Here is a 16,951-nt window from a genome sequence, read left to right on the forward strand (position 1 = left end):
CCCCGACGCTGCTGTCTTCCTTAGTCCCGCGCCCCGAACAGGGCGGTGCCGACGCGCACGTGCGTCGCGCCCAGCATCACCGCGGTCGGATAATCGCCGCTCATCCCCATCGAGCGCAGCGGCAGCGCGTGCCGTTCGGCGAGTTCGTCGAGCAGCGCGAAATAGGGCGCGGGTTCGCGATCCGCCGGGGGGATCGCCATCAGCCCCTCGATGCGCAATCCGGCCTCCGCCGCCTCGGCGAGCAATGCGGGCAGGTCGGCGACCGCACAGCCGCCCTTCTGCGCCTCGTCGCCGACATTGACCTGGACGAAGAGGCGCGGGCGCCGGTCCAGCCGGTCGCACGCCTTCGCCAGCGCGTGTACCAGCGACGGGCGGTCGACCGAGTGGATTGCGTCGAACAGCATCACCGCATCCTCGGCCTTGTTCGACTGGAGCCGGCCGATCAGGTGCAACGTGATGCCAGATGCTTCGGCGCGCAGCGCGGGCCATTTGGCCGCGGCCTCCTGCACGCGATTCTCGCCGAAATGACGCTGGCCGGCGGCAATCAGCGGGCGGATGGCGTCGGCGTCGTGCGTCTTCGACACCGCGATCAGGCAGACGGCGTCGGCCTCGCGGCCGGCGCGCTTCGCCGCCGCCGCGATGTTGGCCCGCACCTCCGCCAGCCGCTCTGCCGCTTGGTCCATTCCGTTCGCCTCCGGGTGGCGTGCGCGTTGCGCGCCGCCCCGACGCGCCTATAGGAAGAGCGATGCCTCGACGCCACCCCCCGCCGCGCGGTGCCCGCCTTTCCGGTGTCTGGTTGTTCACCGACGAACGCGCCGCGACGCCGCTCGCGCGGCTGGCGGCGCTGCTGCCGCCGGGCAGCGGTATCGTCGTGCGGCACGACGGGCTGGCGCCCGGTGCGCGCTGGCGCCTGTTCCGGCGCCTCGCGCGCATCGCGCGAGCGCGGCACCTGTCGCTGCTGCTCGCGGGGCCGCCGGCGCTGGCGCGGCGCTGGGGCGCCGACGGCGTGCATCTGCGCCGGCAGGGGCGCGGCGCGGCGGCGCAGGCGCGGCGGCTGGATCTGGTCCGCACGATGGCTGTCCACGACCGCGCCGAGGCGCGCGCCGCGCGCCGCGCCGGTGCGCAAGCAGTGTTCGTCTCGCCGCTCCACCCGACGCGTTCGCACCCCGGCGCGCCGACGCTATCGACCGCCGAGCGGTTGCGGCTCGCGCGGCTGGCTGGCGGGCGGGCGGTCGCGCTCGGCGGCATGACGCCGGCGCGCGCGCGCGCGCTGCGGCTCCGCGCGGCGGGCGGCGGCATCGCCGTGCCCGGCTGGGCGGCGATCGACGCGTGGGATGATCGGGGAAAGACGAAAGCGGCGAAGCGCCGGCAGCGTCAGAAGCGGAACGCCGTCCCGACATAGACCGCCTGGCTGTCGCGGCGCGAATCGGTCAGCGGCTGGAAGCGGTCGTCGGTACGATAGCGCACGCCCGCGGTGACATCGAGATTCTTCGTCAGGCGATAGCTGCTGACGACATCGACGCTCTGGTTGTCGCCCGGCGCGGTGATGCGGTCGGTCGCGCCCGCCGGATCGCTGGCACGGTTGATGACGCGGGTGGCGAAGCGCGACTTGGCCTCTTCCTGCTCGGGCGCCTTGGCGACGGGCAGGTTGCGCAGGTCGGTGCCGCTCGGCAGCGCCGGGGTCACGAACTTCTGGAAGCCGACCGATGCGCCCAGATCATAGGCGACGGGGGCGATGCCGATCGGCGTCTTGCTGCGCCCGGCGGCCAGCGCGGCGGTGCGCGCGGCGCTCGACGCCTCGTCGCGGGCGCGGATCACGACGGTGATCGCGCGATTCTTGCGGCTGTCGTCGGTGATCGCGGGGGTGAAGCTGAACGCGCGGCGCGATTCTTCCGACATGCGGACGTAGCGCGCGATCAGGCGCGGATCGCCCGACGCGGGAGTGAACTGGCCGAGCAGCGTCTGCGACAGCGTCGTGTCGCGGATGCGGTCGGCGCGGCTCATCGCGGCGAGGGCAGGGGGCAGGGCGAGCGAAAGGGTCGCCAGAACGACGACGCTACCCCTCCAAAAATGTCGCGGTTTCCGCGCCATTATCCTGCGACTCCAACCCCAATCGAATCTTCAGATAGGACGGCTGCCGCCGGATTGCCAGCGTTTCCGCTTCGCCCGATCGTCCCATGCCTGCTTTTACCCGGATTGTTGCACGATGACCACAGTCGGGACCGCGGCGGATGGCGTATTGCCGCGCTTGCCGGACGGCGGCAACGGCGATAGAGACGCTTGCAATTCCCGCAGCGCAGCCGGCCGCCCGGCCCGGCGGCGCCCCATGATAAGGTATTCGGCATGCCCCAGCTTTCCTTCCTTGCCCGGCTCGGCCGCCGCCCGGCGGCGCTCGCCCTGCTCGGCGTCGCGGCGCTCGGCCTCGCGGGGTGCGGCGGCGGGAAGGAACGGCCCAAGGCCGACCTCGCCGCGTCGCAGGTGACGACGATCGGCGTGAACAGCTATCTGTGGCGCGCGTCGCTCGATTCGCTGTCGTTCATGCCGCTGCTCCAGGCCGATTCGTCGGGCGGGGTGATCATCACCGACTGGTACGCCAATCCGAGCAACCCGAACGAACGCATGAAGGTGACGGTGTCGATCCTCGACCAGGATCTGCGCGCCGACGCGCTGCGCGTCGCCGCGTCGCGCCAGGTCGCGCAGGGCGGCGGCTGGGTCGACGCGCCGGTGCAGGCGGCGACGGTGCAGAAGCTGGAGGAGATCATCCTCACCCGCGCCCGCGACCTGCGCCGCAGCGCGTTCGAAGGCTAATTCTCCGGCGCGGACCCGCGCCAACCGACAGACAACGGGGTAAACAGGACATGACCCGCGAATCGCGCTTTGGCGCCCTGGCTGCCGACGCCCGCTGGCAGGCGGCGTGGGAGGCCGCGAACAGCTTTGCCACCGACGACAGCAAAGATATGGTCGGGGGCGACAAGCCGAAAGCCTATATCCTCGAGATGTTCCCCTATCCGTCGGGGCGCATCCATATGGGGCACGTCCGCAACTATGCGATGGGCGACGTGCTCGCGCGCTTCAAGCGGATGACCGGGCACGCGGTGCTCCATCCGATGGGCTGGGACGCCTTCGGCATGCCGGCCGAGAATGCGGCGATGGAAAAGGGGGTCCACCCCGGCGGCTGGACGCGCGACAATATCGCCGCGATGCGCGCGCAGCTGAAGCGCCTCGGCCTCGCAATCGACTGGAGCCGCGAGCTCGCGACCTGCGAGCCCGACTATTACGGGCAGGAACAGGCGCTGTTCCTCGACCTGTTCGCCGCGGGGCTGGTCACGCGCAAGGAAAGCTACGTCAACTGGGACCCGGTCGACATGACCGTGCTCGCCAACGAGCAGGTGATCGACGGGCGCGGCTGGCGGTCGGGCGCGCCGGTCGAGAAGAAGAAGCTGTCGCAGTGGTTCCTGAAGATCACCGCCTTCGCCGACGATCTGCTCGACGGGCTCAAGAGCCTCGACCATTGGCCCGACAAGGTGCGGCTGATGCAGGAGAACTGGATCGGCAAGTCGCAGGGGCTGGAATTCTCGTTCCGCCTCGCGGGCGGCGCACCGGGGTTCGATGTCTTCACGACGCGCCCCGACACGCTGTACGGTGCGAGCTTCGCGGCGATCGCGCCCGACCATCCGCTCGCCGAGCGCCTCGCCAAGGATTCGCCCGAACTCGCGGCCTTCATCGCCGAATGCCGGCGCCAGGGCACCTCGGCCGAACAGCTCGAAACCGCGGACAAGATGGGCTTCGACACCGGCGTATCGGTCCAGCATCCGCTCGACCCCGACTGGCATCTGCCGGTATGGGTGGTGAACTATGTGTTGATGGATTATGGCACCGGTGCGATCTTCGGCTGCCCGGCGCACGACCAGCGCGACCTCGATTTCGCGCGCAAATATGGCCTGCCGGTCCACCGCGTGATCGCCGACGGCGACGAGACCGAACAGGTCTTCGCCGGCGACGAGGCCTACACCGGCCCCGGCAGGCTGGTGAACAGCCATTTCCTCGACGGCATGACCGTTGACGAGGCGAAAGCCGCGATCATCGCGCGCGCCGAGCATGAAGGCTGGGGCAAGGGCACGACCGTGTGGCGCCTGCGCGACTGGGGCGTGTCGCGCCAGCGCTATTGGGGAACGCCGATCCCCTTCATCCACTGTCCGGCGTGCGGCACGGTGCCGGTGCCCAGGGACCAGCTTCCCGTCGTGCTGCCCGAGGACGTCGATTTCTCGGTCCCCGGCAATCCGCTGCTGCGCCACCCGACGTGGAAGCATGTCGCCTGCCCGTCGTGCGGCGGCGCCGCCGAGCGCGAAACCGACACGCTCGACACCTTCGTCGATTCCTCCTGGTATTTCCTGCGCTTCGCGAGCGCGCCGGCGGACCGGCCGTTCGACCCGGAGGTCATCCGCCGCTGGCTGCCGGTCGACCAGTATATCGGCGGCATCGAGCATGCGATCCTCCACCTGCTCTATGCGCGCTTCTGGACGCGCGCGCTCGAACGGCTGGGGATGGTCGAGATCAAGGAGCCGTTCGCGAGCCTGTTCACGCAGGGTATGGTCACGCATGAAACCTATAGCCGGGCGCAGGGCGAGGGGATGCCGCCGCTCTATTTCACCCCCGACGAGGTGACGCGCACCGCCGACGGCGCGACGCTCGACGCCGACGGCGCGCCGGTCGCGGTCGGCCGCGTCATCAAGATGTCGAAGTCGAAGAAGAATGTCGTCGATCCCGACGCCATCCTCGACCAATATGGCGCCGACGCGGCGCGCTGGTTCATGCTCTCCGACAGCCCGCCCGAGCGCGACCTGCCGTGGAGCGAGGCGGGGATCGAGGGCGCGTGGCGCTTCGTGCAGCGTTTGTGGCGGATCTTCGGCGAGACCGAAGTCGTCGGCGACGGCGGCGAGGACAAGGCGCTCGCGCGCAAGCTGCACCAGGCGATCGCCGGGGTCGCCGCCGACATCGAGGCGCTCGGCTTCAACAAGGCGGTGGCGAAGATCCACGCGCTCGCCAACGAGATCGAGAAGGCGAAGCCCTCGGCGACCCGCGGCGAGGCGTGCCGGACGCTGATCCTGCTCGTCGCGCCGATGATGCCGCACCTCGCCGAAGAGGCGTGGACGGCGCTTCCCGACAGCCGGCGCGGCGCCGCGATGGTCGCCGACGCGGCATGGCCGGCCGCCGATCCGGCGCTGCTCGTCGACGACGAGGTGACGATCGCGATCCAGATCGCCGGCAAGCTGCGCGATACGATGACGCTGGCCAAGGGCGCGGACAAGGCAGCGGCGGAGGCCGCGGCGCTGGCGCGGCCGCGCATCGCCGACCTGCTCGGCGGCGCGGCGCCGAGGAAGGTGATCGTCGTCCCCGACCGGCTGGTGAACATCGTTCCCTGAAGATGGGTGCTGCCGACTCTCCGGCTTCGTCGAGCGAAATCGGGATATCCCCAACCCCCTCCCGCCTGCGGGAGGGGAGAAGGATGGCCGCATGGAATGCGAAAGGGCCGCTACCTTGCATCGACTTCGGCCAGAGGTCCCCTGCGGGCGGTCGACGGGCTCGACACGAACAGGGATTGCGGTCATTATTCCCCCGATGCGTAGCCTCCTGACCTCCTCGCTCGTCGCCGCCTCGCTGTTGCTCGGCGGCTGCGGACTGCGCCCGCTCTATGCGAACGGCAGCCAGGGCGCGGTGGCGCGGACGCTCGCCGATGTCGATGTCGCGCCGATCGAGGGGCATTCGGGCTGGCTCGTCCGCAACGCGCTGCGCGACCGGCTCCAGCCGACGCAGGCGGGGCAGGGCGCGGGCGCGCGGCTGCGGCTCGATGTGCGGCTCGAGGATTCGATTACCGGCTTCGGCGTCCGCTCGGACGATGCGGTCACGCGCGAGCGGCGGACGCTGCGCGCGCGCTACCAGCTCGTCGATGCGGGGTCGGGCGAGGTGCTGCTCGACGCGACCGCCGCGGCCGACGCGGGGATCGACGTCGTCGGCAGCGAATATGCGACGATCGCCGCCGAATCCTCGACCCTCGAACGGCTCGCGCAGGGCATCGCTGACCAGATCGTCGCGCGCGTCGCGGTGTTCGCGAGCCGCGGCGGCGGGCAGGCCGCGGCTGCCCCGGCACCCCCGCCGGCGCGCTGAGCGGCGATGAAGCCGCTCAAGCCCGCCGACCTCGAACGCCAGACGCGCCTCGACCCCGCGGTCCGCTTCGTCCTGCTCACCGGTCCCGACGAGGCGACGATGGGCGCGGTCGCCGCGCATCTCGTCGGGCTTGCGGGCCCGGAGGCTGAGCGGCTCGACCTCGCCTCGCCGCAGCTGTCGCAGGATGCGGCGCTGCTAGCCGCTGAGGCGGCGTCGATGTCGCTCTTTTCGCCGGCGCGGGTGATCCGGCTGGAGATCGCGGGCAGCGGCGACGATTGCCTGTCGGCGGTTGAGGCGCTGCTCGCCGCCGACACCGCGATCAACCCGGTGATCGCGACCGGCGCGTCGGTGAGCGCGCGTTCGAAGCTCGTCAAGCTGGTCGAGGGCGCGGCGGGGGCGGTTGCCGCCATCTGCTACCAGCCCGACCGGCGCGCGCTGGTCGGCATCGCGATGGACGCGGCGCAGGATCAGGGGTTGCGCCTGTCCAACGCCGATGCACAGCTGCTCGTCGATCTCGTGTCGGGCGACCAGGCGCTGATGCGGCGCGAGATCGAGAAGATCGCGCTCTACCTCGACGCCGCGCCCGACCGGCAGCGGCAGGTGACGGCGGCGGACATCGCCGCGCTGGGCGCCGCGACGCACGAGGAGGACGTCAGCGCATGCATCAACGTCGCGCTCGGCGGCAAGGTGCGCGACCTGCCCGACATGCTGGCGAAGGCGGCGGCGATCGGCGTTGCCGAAATCCGCATCATCCGCGCGCTCGGCATCCGCGCGATGCAGCTCGCCCGGCTGCGCGCCGAGGTCGATGCGGGCGCACATCCGGCGACGGTGGTATCGGCGCGGAGCAGCGGCGTTTTCTGGAAGGAGCGCGATGCGGTGACGGCGCAGCTCCACATCTGGGATTCGCTGCGCGTCGCGCGGCTGATGACGCGGCTGCTCGATTGCGAGCGCGCGCTCAAATCGTCGGGCACCGCGGGGGCGGTGCTGTTCCGCAAGCTGATGACCGACATCGCGCACCAGGCGGCGCGAGCGCGCTAATTCAGGGATCGGTTCAGGGAGCCGCGTCGCGCGCCTCGATCCGCGTGCGCGGGTCGTCGGGCGGGACGAAGGTCCAGACGGTGTCGCCCGGCTCGACCGGCGGCCGGTGCTGGGCGGAAAAGACGGCGAGGTCGCCCGACGGCCGCGCGACCATCAGGCTGTCGCCGCCCGACGCCTTCATCCGCGCGACGAAATCGGCATAGGGGAATTTCTCGGTGATCCGGGTGCGGCCGAAGGTCCACCCCGCCTGCAGCCGGTCGAGCTGCGTCTCGATCGGCGTGCCCCCGAGCGTCAGGACGCGCCCGCGCCGCCGGCTGCCCCGCGGCGTCTCGGCGATCACCCGGCTGACCCGGTCGTGGCCGACCTCGGGCGCCAGCTCGCTGCACACCAGCGCGTTATAGGCGTCGTTGTCGGTCGCGGCGATCAGTTGCTGATAGCGGCCCATGTCGAGATGGTCGTCGTGCGTCTCGTCCAAGATATCGCCGTGATAGACGGGCAGGTCGGCGGCGCGGGCGCGGCGCAGCGCGAGCAGGCTGGTGTCGGCGACCAGCACCGCGCGGCCCTGTGCCTTGACGAACTCGGCGAAGGCGATCGTCCAGCCGTTGGCGCCGACGAGCAGCACCCCGTCGCCCTTGCCGCGGTCGAGCCCCAGCCAGCGCGCGAAGGGCGCGGCGGTGAAGCCGTGCGCGAAGATCGTCGCGATGACCACCGCAAAGGACAGTGGCACCAGCGCCTCCGCGCCCGGCACCCCGTAATCCGACAGGCGCAGCGCGAACAGGCCGGTCACGGCGGCGGCAACAATGCCGCGCGGCGCGATCCAGGCGACGAACAGGCGCTCGCGCAAGGGGATGCGGGTAAAGAGCAGCGCCGCCATGATCGTCAGCGGCCGCACCACGAAAAGCAGCAGGACGAGGAAGAGCAGGAAGCGGAGCTGGAAATTCTGGACGACGGTCCAGTCGAGCGTGGCGGACAGGATGATGAACACGCCCGAGACGAGGAGGACGGTCAAATCCTCCTTGAAGCGCATCAGCATATGGCTCGAATCGGTCTCGCGGTTCGCCATCACCACCCCCATCACCGTGACGGTGATCAGTCCCGTTTCGTGCATGATGAGGTCTGAGAGGACGAAGACCGCGATCACCGTCGTCAGCAGCACCGGCGCCTTCAGATATTCGGGCACCCAGCCGCGCACGAAGGCCGCGGTCAGCGCGAAGGCGGCGGCGCCGCCGATCAGCATCGCGAGCAGGCTGGCGGCGACGACATCGGTGACGATGCCGACGCCGTTCGCGTCGCTGCCGCCGTGGATGATGTAGGAATAGATGCCGACCGCGAGCAGCGCGCCGATCGGGTCGTTCACGATCGCTTCCCATTTCAGCATGTGCTTGACGCGCGGCGTGATGTTGAGCGTGCGCAGCAGCGGCACGATCACCGTCGGGCCGGTGACGACCATGATGCCGCCGAACAGCGCCGACAGCTCGAACGGCAGCCCCGCGCCGTAATAGGCGGCCGCGGTGCCGAGCGCCCAGCCGACCGGCACGCCGACGAAGACGAGCATGAACACCGCGACGCCGGCATGGCGCAGTTCGCGGAATTTCAGGCTGAGCCCGCCCTCGAACAGGATGACGGCGACCGCGAGCTTGATGATCGGTTCGCGCAGCGCCCCGAAATCCTTTGCCGGGTCGATCAGGCCCAGCACCGGACCGGCGACGATGCCGGCGAGCAGCATCAGCGCGATCGCGGGCCGTCCCGTCCGCCAGGCGACCCATTGCGCGCCGATGCCGATGACGCCGATCAGGGCGATTTTGACGAGCAGGGAGTCGATCGCGAACATCGCGCAAGCCTATGCAAGGACAGGCGAAAAGCAAAAGAAAACCGCCCGCGCGCGGGATGGCGCGCGGGCGGTCGAAGCGCGATTGCGCCGGATCAGAACTGGCCGCGCAGCGTCACGCCATAGGTGCGCGGTTCGCCGGGGAAGCCGACGAAAAGCTGGCTCGCCGTCGCCGGGAAGCCCAGCGATGCGGGCGCCGCGACCGATCGGAAGGTGCCGCTGCCCTGCAACGGCATGTCGGCCCCGATCTGGTAGTAGCGCTTGTTGAGCAGATTCTGCCCCCACAGCTCGATTCCCCAGCGCCGGTCGGGACCGTAGAGGCCGACGCGACCGTTGACGACCGCGAAGCCGTCCTGGATCTTCTCGACGTCGAGGTCGGAGCCGGTGTTGGTGTCGCTTTGCAGGCGCGTGTCGAGATAGAAGAGCGCGCTCATCCCCGACCCGCCGATCGGCGGCGTCCAGCTGATCCCGGCGGTTGCGACATATTTGGCGGCGTTCGACACGCCGCGACCGGGAAGCTGGAACAGCACCGGCGACAGCGGCCGGCCTCCGGTGCCGACGAGATTGCGGCGATAGAGGGTGTCGACATAGGTCAGCCCCATGTTGACCGACAGATAGCGCGCGGGGCGCAGGAAGGTCTCGATTTCCAGCCCCTTGGCGACGACGCCGGGTTTCAGCCGGTCGGCCGCGCAGCCGCCGGTAAGGGCGCTGTTGTCGATCGGGCCGGTGCCGAGGTCGTCCTTGCACGCCTGGATGTTCGTCACCTCGAAATTGACGCCATTGTAGGTGTTGAGCTGGTAATTGCTGTATTCCTGCCAGAAGGCGGCGATGTTGACGTCGATCCCCGGCCCGTCCCACTTGATGCCGAGTTCGTAGGCGTCGACCTTTTCGCTCGCGAACTGCAGGTCGCTCGCCTCGGGCCGCCCGTTGGCCGGGGTGTTGGCGGGAAGCGCGAGCAGCGCGGTGCAGGCGGCGTTCTGCGCCGCCGACCCCGCGGTGGTGCTGCACGGCCGGTCGAGCGCCGAGAAGTCGAGGTTGAAGCCCCCGGCCTTGTACCCCTTCGACGCCGAGCCATAGACGAGCAGGTCGGGCGTCGGTTTCCAGCTCAGCACCGCGGTGCCCGTCCACTGGCTGTCGCTGAAGCGCGTGCCCGGCGCGCCCTTGACGAGGTCGGGCGCTGTGCCGTTGATGACGCAGGCGAGGCTCGCGAGCGCCTGCAGCGATGAATTGACGATCGCCGGGCACAGCGTGTTGGTGAAATTGGCGTCGCCGGCCAGCGTCTTCTTTTCGTGCGTGTAGCGCGCGCCGATCGTCAGCGTCAGCCGGTCCTCGACGAGGTCGAAGCTGTTGTGGGTGAACAGCGCATAGTTGGTGCTGCGCTGGTGAAAGCTCGGATCGGCGGCGCCCGTGCCGTTGAGGCGCGGCGCGTTGAGCAGCGCGGCGATCCCCTGGAAGCCGGGGAAGGAGATCGCGGGCAGGTTCGAGCAGGTGGCCGAGGCGGGATTGACCAGCGTCGGCGCGAGCGTCACCGCCGCGAGGCAGTTGGCGAAGCGCTCGTAATCGGCCCCATAGACGATGTCGTCGTCGATATCGAGCTTCTCGTTGGCGAAATAGCCGCCGATCAGCCAGTCGAGCCGCCCGTCGAGCGCATCGCCCTGCAACCGCAGTTCCTGCGTGAACAGGCGGAAGCGGCGGTCGAGGTCGGTGCGGTGCAGGATGTCGAGCGCGTTGAAGTCGGCGTCCTGCCCCTGCGCATTCTTGTAATCGCGATAGGCGGTGATCGAGGTCAGCGTCGCCGGGCCGAGCTCCCACGTCAGCTCGCCCGAAACGCCCCAGTCCTTGGTGTCGGAGCGATAGGTGATGCCGGGGGTGGTCGCCTGGGTGCGGATGAAGCTCTCCCCCGGGGGCGGCACCTGATGGTTGGCGCCGAGAAGCTGGAGCAGCGGCAGCAGCGTGTTGGGCCCGGCGACCGGAAAGCCGTCGGCGCCGCGCGTCAGGCCGCGCACCGGGCCGAGCAGCACGCCGCCGCAGCAATTCTCGTCGCGCTCGCTGTAATCGGCGATCAGGCGCAGCCTGATGCTGTCGCTCGGTTCGAACAGCATCTGCCCGCGCACCAGCCAGCGGTCGCGGTCGTTGATGTCGGGTTCGCCGGGCGTCGCATTCCTGATGAAGCCATCGCGCTTCTGCCATACGCCGTCGAGACGCAGCGCCGCCTTGTCGCCGAGCGGCGCGTTCAGCGACCCGTCGATGCGCCAGTAATCATAATTGCCGTAGCTGACCGACCCCTTGCCGCCGAAATGGCCGAGTTCGGGCCCCTTGGTGACGATGTTGATCAGCCCGGCGGTCGAGTTGCGGCCGAACAGCGTACCCTGCGGCCCGCGCAGCACCTCGACGCGTTCGATGTCGCCCAGTTCGGACAGGCCGACGCCAGTGCGGCTACGATAGACGCCGTCGATGAACAGGCCGACCGAGCTTTCGAGCCCGGGATTCTCGCCGACCGTACCGATGCCGCGGATGCGCGCGGTGAAATTGACTTCGCTCGTCGCGCCCGACACGAGCAGCGACGGTGCGACCTGCCCCAGCGCGCGCACGTCGGTCGCGCCGGTCTTTTCCAGCGTCTCGCCGGTCACGGCCGATACGGCGATCGGCACGTCCGACAGCATCTCGCTGCGCCTCGTCGCGGTGACGATGATCGAATCGGGATCCTCATATCCCTCGCCACCGCGCGCCTGCGCGAGCGCCGGGGCCGCGGCAAAGGCGACCGCCAGCGATACCCCTAGCGCGCTGGTGTGAAGCAGGTGGGACGCGGAAAAACGCTTGGCTTTCATCTGTGGTCCTCCTCTCGCAATATCTTTTCATTCTGCGAGGAAGGAGCATATCAAAATGGCGTGGAGCGACCAGAGGCCGCCCGTTTCCGTAGCGGTTTTACGCCGCGGGCGCGTCTTTTCTGCCACAGCTGCCACGAATGCCAGTTTGACAAAAAGAAAAAGGCGGGGCGCGCCGGCCCCGCCTTTTCCAATCGGGGCGGCCGCGGCCGCCCCGACCCCCTTGCGGCTCAGAACTTGCCGCGCAGCGTCACGCCATAGGTCCTCGGCTCGGCGAGGAACATCGAGAAGATCTGGCGACCGCCCGGATATTGCGGATCGGCGAAATCGGCCGTCGTCGCACCTTCCTGGAACGGCGAGTTGAAGGCGACCTGCGAATATTGCTTGTTGAAGATATTCTGCGCCCACAGCTCGATGCCCCATTTCTCGTCGGGGCCGCGCACGCCGAGGCGCGCGTTGAAGATGGCGTAGCCGTCCTGTTCCTTCTGCGGGAAGAGGTCGGAGCCGGTGTTGTAGTCGCTGGTCATGCGGCCGTCGACATAGACGAGCCCGGTCAGCCCGCTGCTGCCGATGTCGGGCGTCCAGGCGATGCTGCCGGTCGCGACCAGTTCGGGCGCGTTCGACATATTGTCGCCGGGAAGCTTGCGAAGCGCCTGGTCGAGCGGCGTGCCCGACGAGTTGCCGACCAGATTCTTATTATACTTGGTCCGGGCATAGGTCAGCCCCGCGGTCATGCGGAAGCTGCGTGCCGGGATCAGCGAGGCTTCGAGCTCGAAGCCCTGCGAGCGCACGCCCCAGGTCACGTCGTCCGCGGCGCAGGCGCCGGTCGTTGCGGCTGCCGCGTTGTAGTTGGGCGCACTCGTAAATTTGCTCTGGTCGCGGTCGGCCCCGCCGAGATCGGCCGAGCAGCCGTTGATCGTCTGCACGATATAGGTCGAGCCGTTGAAGGTGTTGAGCTGGAAGTTCTTGAAGTCGGTGCGGAACAGGGTCAGCCCGGCGCTGAACGGACCGCCCGAATATTTGGCGCCGAGTTCGTAGCTGGTGACGAGTTCGGGGTCGAACTGGAGGCCGCTGACCAGAGCTTGCGCGCCCGCTTGGCCGCCGAACGGAACGATCGGCGATTTCAGCGCCGAGCGGTCGAGGTTGAAACCACCCGCCTTGTAGCCGCGTGAATAGCTGGCATAGGTCATCAGATCGTCGGTGGGTTTCCACGACAGGATCGCGGTGCCGGTGAACTTGTCCTCGCTGCGCTGGTCGCTGATCGACACGCCATTGAGCTCGGCGGTAGCATTGCCCTGACAGCCGAGGCCGATCAGCGCGCCCGCCAGCGCCTTGGCGGTCGCATTGCTGGTAGTGCTCGTCAGGTCGTCGAGCACGAGACCTTGTATCGTCGTGCAGACCGTGTTGTCGTTGGTGAAGCTGGCCGAGAATTTCTTCTTGTCGTGCGTGTAGCGCAGGCCGAGCGTCAGATCGAGCGTGTCGGTGATGTGGAAGATATTGTGCGTGAACAGCGCCCAGTTCGTTCCGTTCTGCCGATAGCGGTCGTTGATCGAGCCGAGGTCGTTAAGGCCGTCGAGCGCGGAGAAGGCGGCGACGATATCCGCCCCCGAAGTGCCCGAGGCGCCGAGGATCGTATTGCGGCCCACCCCGAGCGGATTGTCGATGCCCCCCGCGACGCAGCCTGCCTGACCCGGCGAATAGAGGCCCGCAAGCGCGCTGCCGCTAACGAGGCGGCAGTTGGCGAAGCGGCCGTAATCGTCGCCGAAGCGCAGATTGTCGCGCACCGTCAGCTTTTCGTTCGCGTAGAATCCGCCGATCAGCCAGTCGAGCTTGCCGTCGAAGGCTTCGCCCTGCAGCCGCAGTTCCTGGGTGAAGGTGTGGAACTGGCGATAGGCGTCCTTGTCGTCGGCGCGATAGAGGATGTCGACCGCGCCATAGTCGAGGTCGCCCGCCTGTCCGGAGCGATATTCGCGATAAGCGGTGATCGACGTCAGCGTCGCGCCGCCGAAGTCATAGTCGATCTGGCCCGAGAAGCCGTAATCCTTGGTCTTGCCGGCATAGCTGCGGCCCGGGGTGACATAGATGTCGCGGTTGTAGCCGGGGGTCAGCGCCGCGGCGGGCTGTCCCAGGTCGATCAGCACCCGCGTGATGTTGTTGGTCGTCGCGGTCGCGGCCCCCGTCGGGCTCGGGTTGTTGAGGTTGCCGATGTAGGGATTGACGCTGTTGTCGACATAGATGGCAGCGCAGCAGCGCTCGTCGCGGTTGGTATAGTCCGCGATCAGGCGCAGCGACAGCGCGTCGGTCGGTTCGAACAGCAGCTGCCCGCGCAGGAAATAGCGGTCGCGGTTGTTGATCTGCGTGTTGTTGTTGACGTCGTTGTAGAAGCCGTCGCGCTTCACCCACACGCCGTCGATGCGCGCCGCGAGCGTGTCGCTGATCGGCCCGGTGACGCTGCCGCCGAGGCGCCAATAGTCGTGGTTGCCGTAGGTGACCTCGCCATTGGCGCCGAAGGTGAAGGAGGGTTTCTTCGAATAGATGCTGATCAGGCCCGCCGACGAGTTGCGGCCGCCCAGCGTGCCCTGCGGCCCGCGCTGCACCTCGACCCGGTCGATCTCGCCCAGTTCGTTGAGGCCGATGCCGGAGCGCGAGCGATAGACGCCGTCGATGAACACCGGAACCGAGCTTTCGAGCCCGGGGTTGTCGCCGACGGTGCCGATGCCGCGGATGCGCGCCGAGCCGTTGGCCTCCGAACCGGTCGACGAAACGAGCAGCGACGGGGCGACCTGGTTGAGCTGGCGGATGTCGTTGGCGCCGCTGTTCTGCAGCGTCTCGGCGCTGACCGCCGAGATGGCGACCGGCACGTCGGACAGCAGCTGCGCGCGGCCCTGCGCGGTGACGATGATCGGCGCGTCGCCGCTATCGTCCGCCGTCGCCTGATCCTGCGGCGCGGCGTCCTGCGCGAAGGCGGGAACGGCGGCCGCGGCGACCGCCAGCGATACGCCGAGCGCGCTCGTGCGCAGCAGGTGGGCAGACAGAAGGGAAGATGATTTCATTTGGGGCACTCCTCTCAGAGAATTTCTGTTCTCGTTGCCGCGCGATCATAGCCCGATCGCTTCCGCGTTCCAGTCAAGCTCGCGCTTTTGCGCGTTTCTTTGCAACGAGTGATGCTTTTTCGCCACAGCCACACCGGGGCGTGCCGGGCGCAAATTAGGGGAAATCCCCTATGCCGTAGCGTCACATCCGGCGGCGTCACGGCACGGGAAAGCGAGCAGCCGTCCCTGCGCGACGAGCATCGCGCGATACGGGCCGGAAAATTGCTCTGCGATCGCCGCGTCTCGGACGTCGAGGCCGCCTGTGAGGCTACCGAAGGCCGGCAGCATCAGGCGCCGGTCGTCGGCGGCGAAGCAGGGGCGCGACACGTTGCGGCCGCGCAGCGCGAGGCGCAGCTTGGGGTGGAAATGCCCCGAAATCTCGGGCCGCGTTTCGCCGGGCAAGCATTGGTGGCGCAGCACGATGCCGTCGACGACCAGCTCGTCGACGACGGTGCCGCCCCATGCATCGCCGCTCAGCCCGTCGTGGTTCCCGGCCACCCAGACGAGCCGCGCCCGTGCCGCGTGATGGGCGAGCCGCCGGGCGATCGCCGGCGCGACGGCGCGCGCCGCCTGCGGATCGTGGAAGCTGTCGCCGAGGCACCAGATCTGCCGCGCGCCGGTGTCGGCGGCGAGCCGCGCGAGCCGGTCGAGCGTATCGATACTGTCATAGGGCGGCAGCGGCTGGCCGCGCGCGGCATACCAGCGCGCCTTTTCGAGGTGCATGTCGGCAACGATCAGCGCGCCGTGCCGCGCCCAGAACAGCGCGCGGTCGCCCGCCACGGCAAAGCGGTGGCCGGCGAAGTCCAGCGCCGGTCGAGCGGACGGCGGCGGGACGAGCGGGGGGACGAGCGGGGCAGGCGCCATCGCGCGGCTATGGCAAGGCGGCGGGGCGGCGGCAAGCGCCGGGCGACGGGTTGCGCCGATCAGCTCCCGGCAGCGATCCCGGCGGCGGCATAGCGCAGTGCCGGGTCGCGGCTCGCGCGTTCGGGCAGGTCGAAGACGACGCGCTTGTTCGGGAAATCGATCTCGACCCGGTCGAACAGCGACAGGCTGTCCATGCCGAGCAGCAGCGCCGGACGCTCCGCGAGATCGAGCGCGCGAAACGCCTGCGAATCGGCGAAGCTGACCGGCAGGTCGTTGACCTCCATCCCGTTGATCGAGATGCGGCGGACGATCGTGCGCATCGCCGCGACCGGCTCGCCGGTCACCGCGTTGAGTGTCACCGGCAAGAAGGGCAGGCGGTTCTGCTTCCGGTTGGCGACGAGCCGCTGGAAGGCGAGGTTGCCGACGCTCGTCTGCGCCCCCGTATCGACGATCACGTCGACGCGGTGGCCGTCGAGCCGCGCGTCGGCGAGGATCAGCCGCCCCGCCTGATTGCGCGCGGTGACGACTATCGCGTCGTCGTCGCGGATGATCGGCCGCGCCCGGCGCCGGGTCTCGAGGATCGCCATGCTTTCCTTGCGGAAATCGATGAGGACGCGGCGGTCTTCGAGCATGTCGACGCCGATCAGCCCCGCGGCGCCGATATGGCGGCCGGCGAAGGCCGGGGCTTCGAACCCGCTCATGTGCAGGTCGGTCATCTGCAGCGCCGCGACGCGATAGCTCTGCGCGGTCGCCGAACCGCCGATCGTCGCGAGGCGCAGCGTCGCGCCGGGAAGCAGGCCGAGCCGCTCGGCGAGCTCCTTGGCGATCACGGTGCGTTCGGCGCCGGTATCGACGAGGAAGGAAAAGGGCCCCTGCCCGCCGACCATGACGTTGACCGCCATGCGCCGCGTCGCGTCGAGGTCGAACGGCTGGATGAAGGGCGTGACCTCGCTCGTCGTCGTCGCCGGGTCGGCGATGCCGTCGGTCGGGGGGGCGGGCACGATCGGCGCCGTCGGGATCGTCGCGCCCGGCGGGGTCGATCCCAGCAGCACGGGGGCGGCGAGCAGGAGGATCCAAAGCGGCGCGCGGGCGGCGGCGTGTCTCATGGCGGCATCCTTCTTTTGATGCCAGTCTACGCC

General features: G+C 69.1%; 12 protein-coding genes. 5 read left to right on the forward strand and 7 right to left on the reverse strand.

The window, feature by feature from the left end; translation table 11 throughout:
- Window positions 1-20 precede the first annotated feature (20 nt).
- Window positions 21-683, reverse strand: a complete 663-nt coding sequence (locus tag C3E99_RS18400; protein ID WP_076073445.1) for a YggS family pyridoxal phosphate-dependent enzyme — start codon at window positions 681-683, stop codon at window positions 21-23.
- 62 nt (window positions 684-745) lie between these two features.
- Here C3E99_RS18400 and C3E99_RS18405 point away from each other — a divergent pair, with 62 nt between their 5' ends.
- Window positions 746-1,402 carry a thiamine phosphate synthase gene (locus C3E99_RS18405; protein ID WP_104960218.1) on the forward strand — a complete coding sequence of 219 codons (657 nt, stop codon included), beginning with the start codon at window positions 746-748 and terminating at the stop codon, window positions 1,400-1,402.
- On the opposite strand, the gene C3E99_RS18410 is transcribed toward C3E99_RS18405, so the two are convergent.
- Window positions 1,375-2,091: a hypothetical protein gene (locus C3E99_RS18410; protein WP_067110992.1), complete on the reverse strand. Its 717-nt coding sequence runs from the start codon at window positions 2,089-2,091 to the stop codon at window positions 1,375-1,377. The two genes, C3E99_RS18405 and C3E99_RS18410, sit on opposite strands and share 28 nt — an antisense overlap.
- A 252-nt stretch (window positions 2,092-2,343) precedes the next feature.
- On the opposite strand from C3E99_RS18410, the gene C3E99_RS18415 reads away from it, so the two are divergent.
- From C3E99_RS18415 to holA, 4 genes are all read left to right on the forward strand, one after another.
- The gene (locus C3E99_RS18415; protein ID WP_067186816.1) at window positions 2,344-2,808 is read left to right on the forward strand and encodes a DUF3576 domain-containing protein; all 465 of its coding nucleotides are present in this window, start codon (window positions 2,344-2,346) and stop codon (window positions 2,806-2,808) included.
- Window positions 2,809-2,858: 50 nt separating this feature from the next.
- Window positions 2,859-5,423 carry a leucine--tRNA ligase gene (gene leuS / locus C3E99_RS18420; RefSeq protein WP_076073447.1) on the forward strand — a complete coding sequence of 855 codons (2,565 nt, stop codon included), beginning with the start codon at window positions 2,859-2,861 and terminating at the stop codon, window positions 5,421-5,423.
- A 196-nt stretch (window positions 5,424-5,619) separates the two neighbouring features.
- Entirely contained in the window at window positions 5,620-6,165 is a 546-nt protein-coding gene (lptE, locus tag C3E99_RS18425; RefSeq protein WP_067110997.1) for an LPS assembly lipoprotein LptE, read from the forward strand.
- 6 nt (window positions 6,166-6,171) lie between these two features.
- Window positions 6,172-7,203 (forward strand): DNA polymerase III subunit delta, encoded by a 1,032-nt coding sequence (gene holA, locus C3E99_RS18430; protein WP_067111000.1) that lies wholly within the window; start codon window positions 6,172-6,174, stop codon window positions 7,201-7,203.
- A gap of 13 nt (window positions 7,204-7,216) precedes the next feature.
- Here the strand turns inward: holA and C3E99_RS18435 are convergent, their stop codons facing one another.
- From C3E99_RS18435 to C3E99_RS18455, 5 genes are all read right to left on the reverse strand, one after another.
- Window positions 7,217-9,034, reverse strand: coding sequence for a cation:proton antiporter (locus tag C3E99_RS18435; protein ID WP_199775033.1), 1,818 nt, complete (start codon window positions 9,032-9,034; stop codon window positions 7,217-7,219).
- Window positions 9,035-9,126: 92 nt separating this feature from the next.
- The gene (locus C3E99_RS18440) at window positions 9,127-11,859 is read right to left on the reverse strand and encodes a TonB-dependent receptor (protein WP_104960219.1); all 2,733 of its coding nucleotides are present in this window, start codon (window positions 11,857-11,859) and stop codon (window positions 9,127-9,129) included.
- 227 nt (window positions 11,860-12,086) lie between these two features.
- Window positions 12,087-14,909 carry a TonB-dependent receptor gene (locus tag C3E99_RS18445; RefSeq protein ID WP_104960220.1) on the reverse strand — a complete coding sequence of 941 codons (2,823 nt, stop codon included), beginning with the start codon at window positions 14,907-14,909 and terminating at the stop codon, window positions 12,087-12,089.
- Between the two features lie 168 nt (window positions 14,910-15,077).
- Entirely contained in the window at window positions 15,078-15,812 is a 735-nt protein-coding gene (pdeM, locus tag C3E99_RS18450) for a ligase-associated DNA damage response endonuclease PdeM (protein WP_104960221.1), read from the reverse strand.
- Between the two features lie 59 nt (window positions 15,813-15,871).
- Complete coding sequence (locus C3E99_RS18455; RefSeq protein ID WP_076073450.1) at window positions 15,872-16,918, reverse strand: retroviral-like aspartic protease family protein; 1,047 nt, start codon at window positions 16,916-16,918, stop codon at window positions 15,872-15,874.
- Window positions 16,919-16,951: the final 33 nt, after the last annotated feature.

The organism is Sphingopyxis sp. MG (genome assembly GCF_002953155.1).
Lineage (GTDB): Bacteria > Pseudomonadota > Alphaproteobacteria > Sphingomonadales > Sphingomonadaceae > Sphingopyxis > Sphingopyxis granuli.

Excerpts from the sequence above, each read along its gene's own strand:
- lptE (WP_067110997.1), top strand. The coding sequence starts at position 5,620 with ATGCGTAGCCTCCTGACCTCCTCGCTCGTCGCCGCCTCGCTGTTGCTC.
- C3E99_RS18415 (WP_067186816.1), top strand. The coding sequence starts at position 2,344 with ATGCCCCAGCTTTCCTTCCTTGCCCGGCTCGGCCGCCGCCCGGCGGCG.
- pdeM (WP_104960221.1), bottom strand. The coding sequence starts at position 15,812 with ATGGCGCCTGCCCCGCTCGTCCCCCCGCTCGTCCCGCCGCCGTCCGCT.
- C3E99_RS18455 (WP_076073450.1), bottom strand. The coding sequence starts at position 16,918 with ATGAGACACGCCGCCGCCCGCGCGCCGCTTTGGATCCTCCTGCTCGCC.
- C3E99_RS18435 (WP_199775033.1), bottom strand. The coding sequence starts at position 9,034 with ATGTTCGCGATCGACTCCCTGCTCGTCAAAATCGCCCTGATCGGCGTC.
- holA (WP_067111000.1), top strand. The coding sequence starts at position 6,172 with ATGAAGCCGCTCAAGCCCGCCGACCTCGAACGCCAGACGCGCCTCGAC.
- C3E99_RS18400 (WP_076073445.1), bottom strand. The coding sequence starts at position 683 with ATGGACCAAGCGGCAGAGCGGCTGGCGGAGGTGCGGGCCAACATCGCG.
- C3E99_RS18445 (WP_104960220.1), bottom strand. The coding sequence starts at position 14,909 with ATGAAATCATCTTCCCTTCTGTCTGCCCACCTGCTGCGCACGAGCGCG.
- C3E99_RS18405 (WP_104960218.1), top strand. The coding sequence starts at position 746 with ATGCCTCGACGCCACCCCCCGCCGCGCGGTGCCCGCCTTTCCGGTGTC.
- C3E99_RS18410 (WP_067110992.1), bottom strand. The coding sequence starts at position 2,091 with ATGGCGCGGAAACCGCGACATTTTTGGAGGGGTAGCGTCGTCGTTCTG.
- C3E99_RS18440 (WP_104960219.1), bottom strand. The coding sequence starts at position 11,859 with ATGAAAGCCAAGCGTTTTTCCGCGTCCCACCTGCTTCACACCAGCGCG.
- leuS (WP_076073447.1), top strand. The coding sequence starts at position 2,859 with ATGACCCGCGAATCGCGCTTTGGCGCCCTGGCTGCCGACGCCCGCTGG.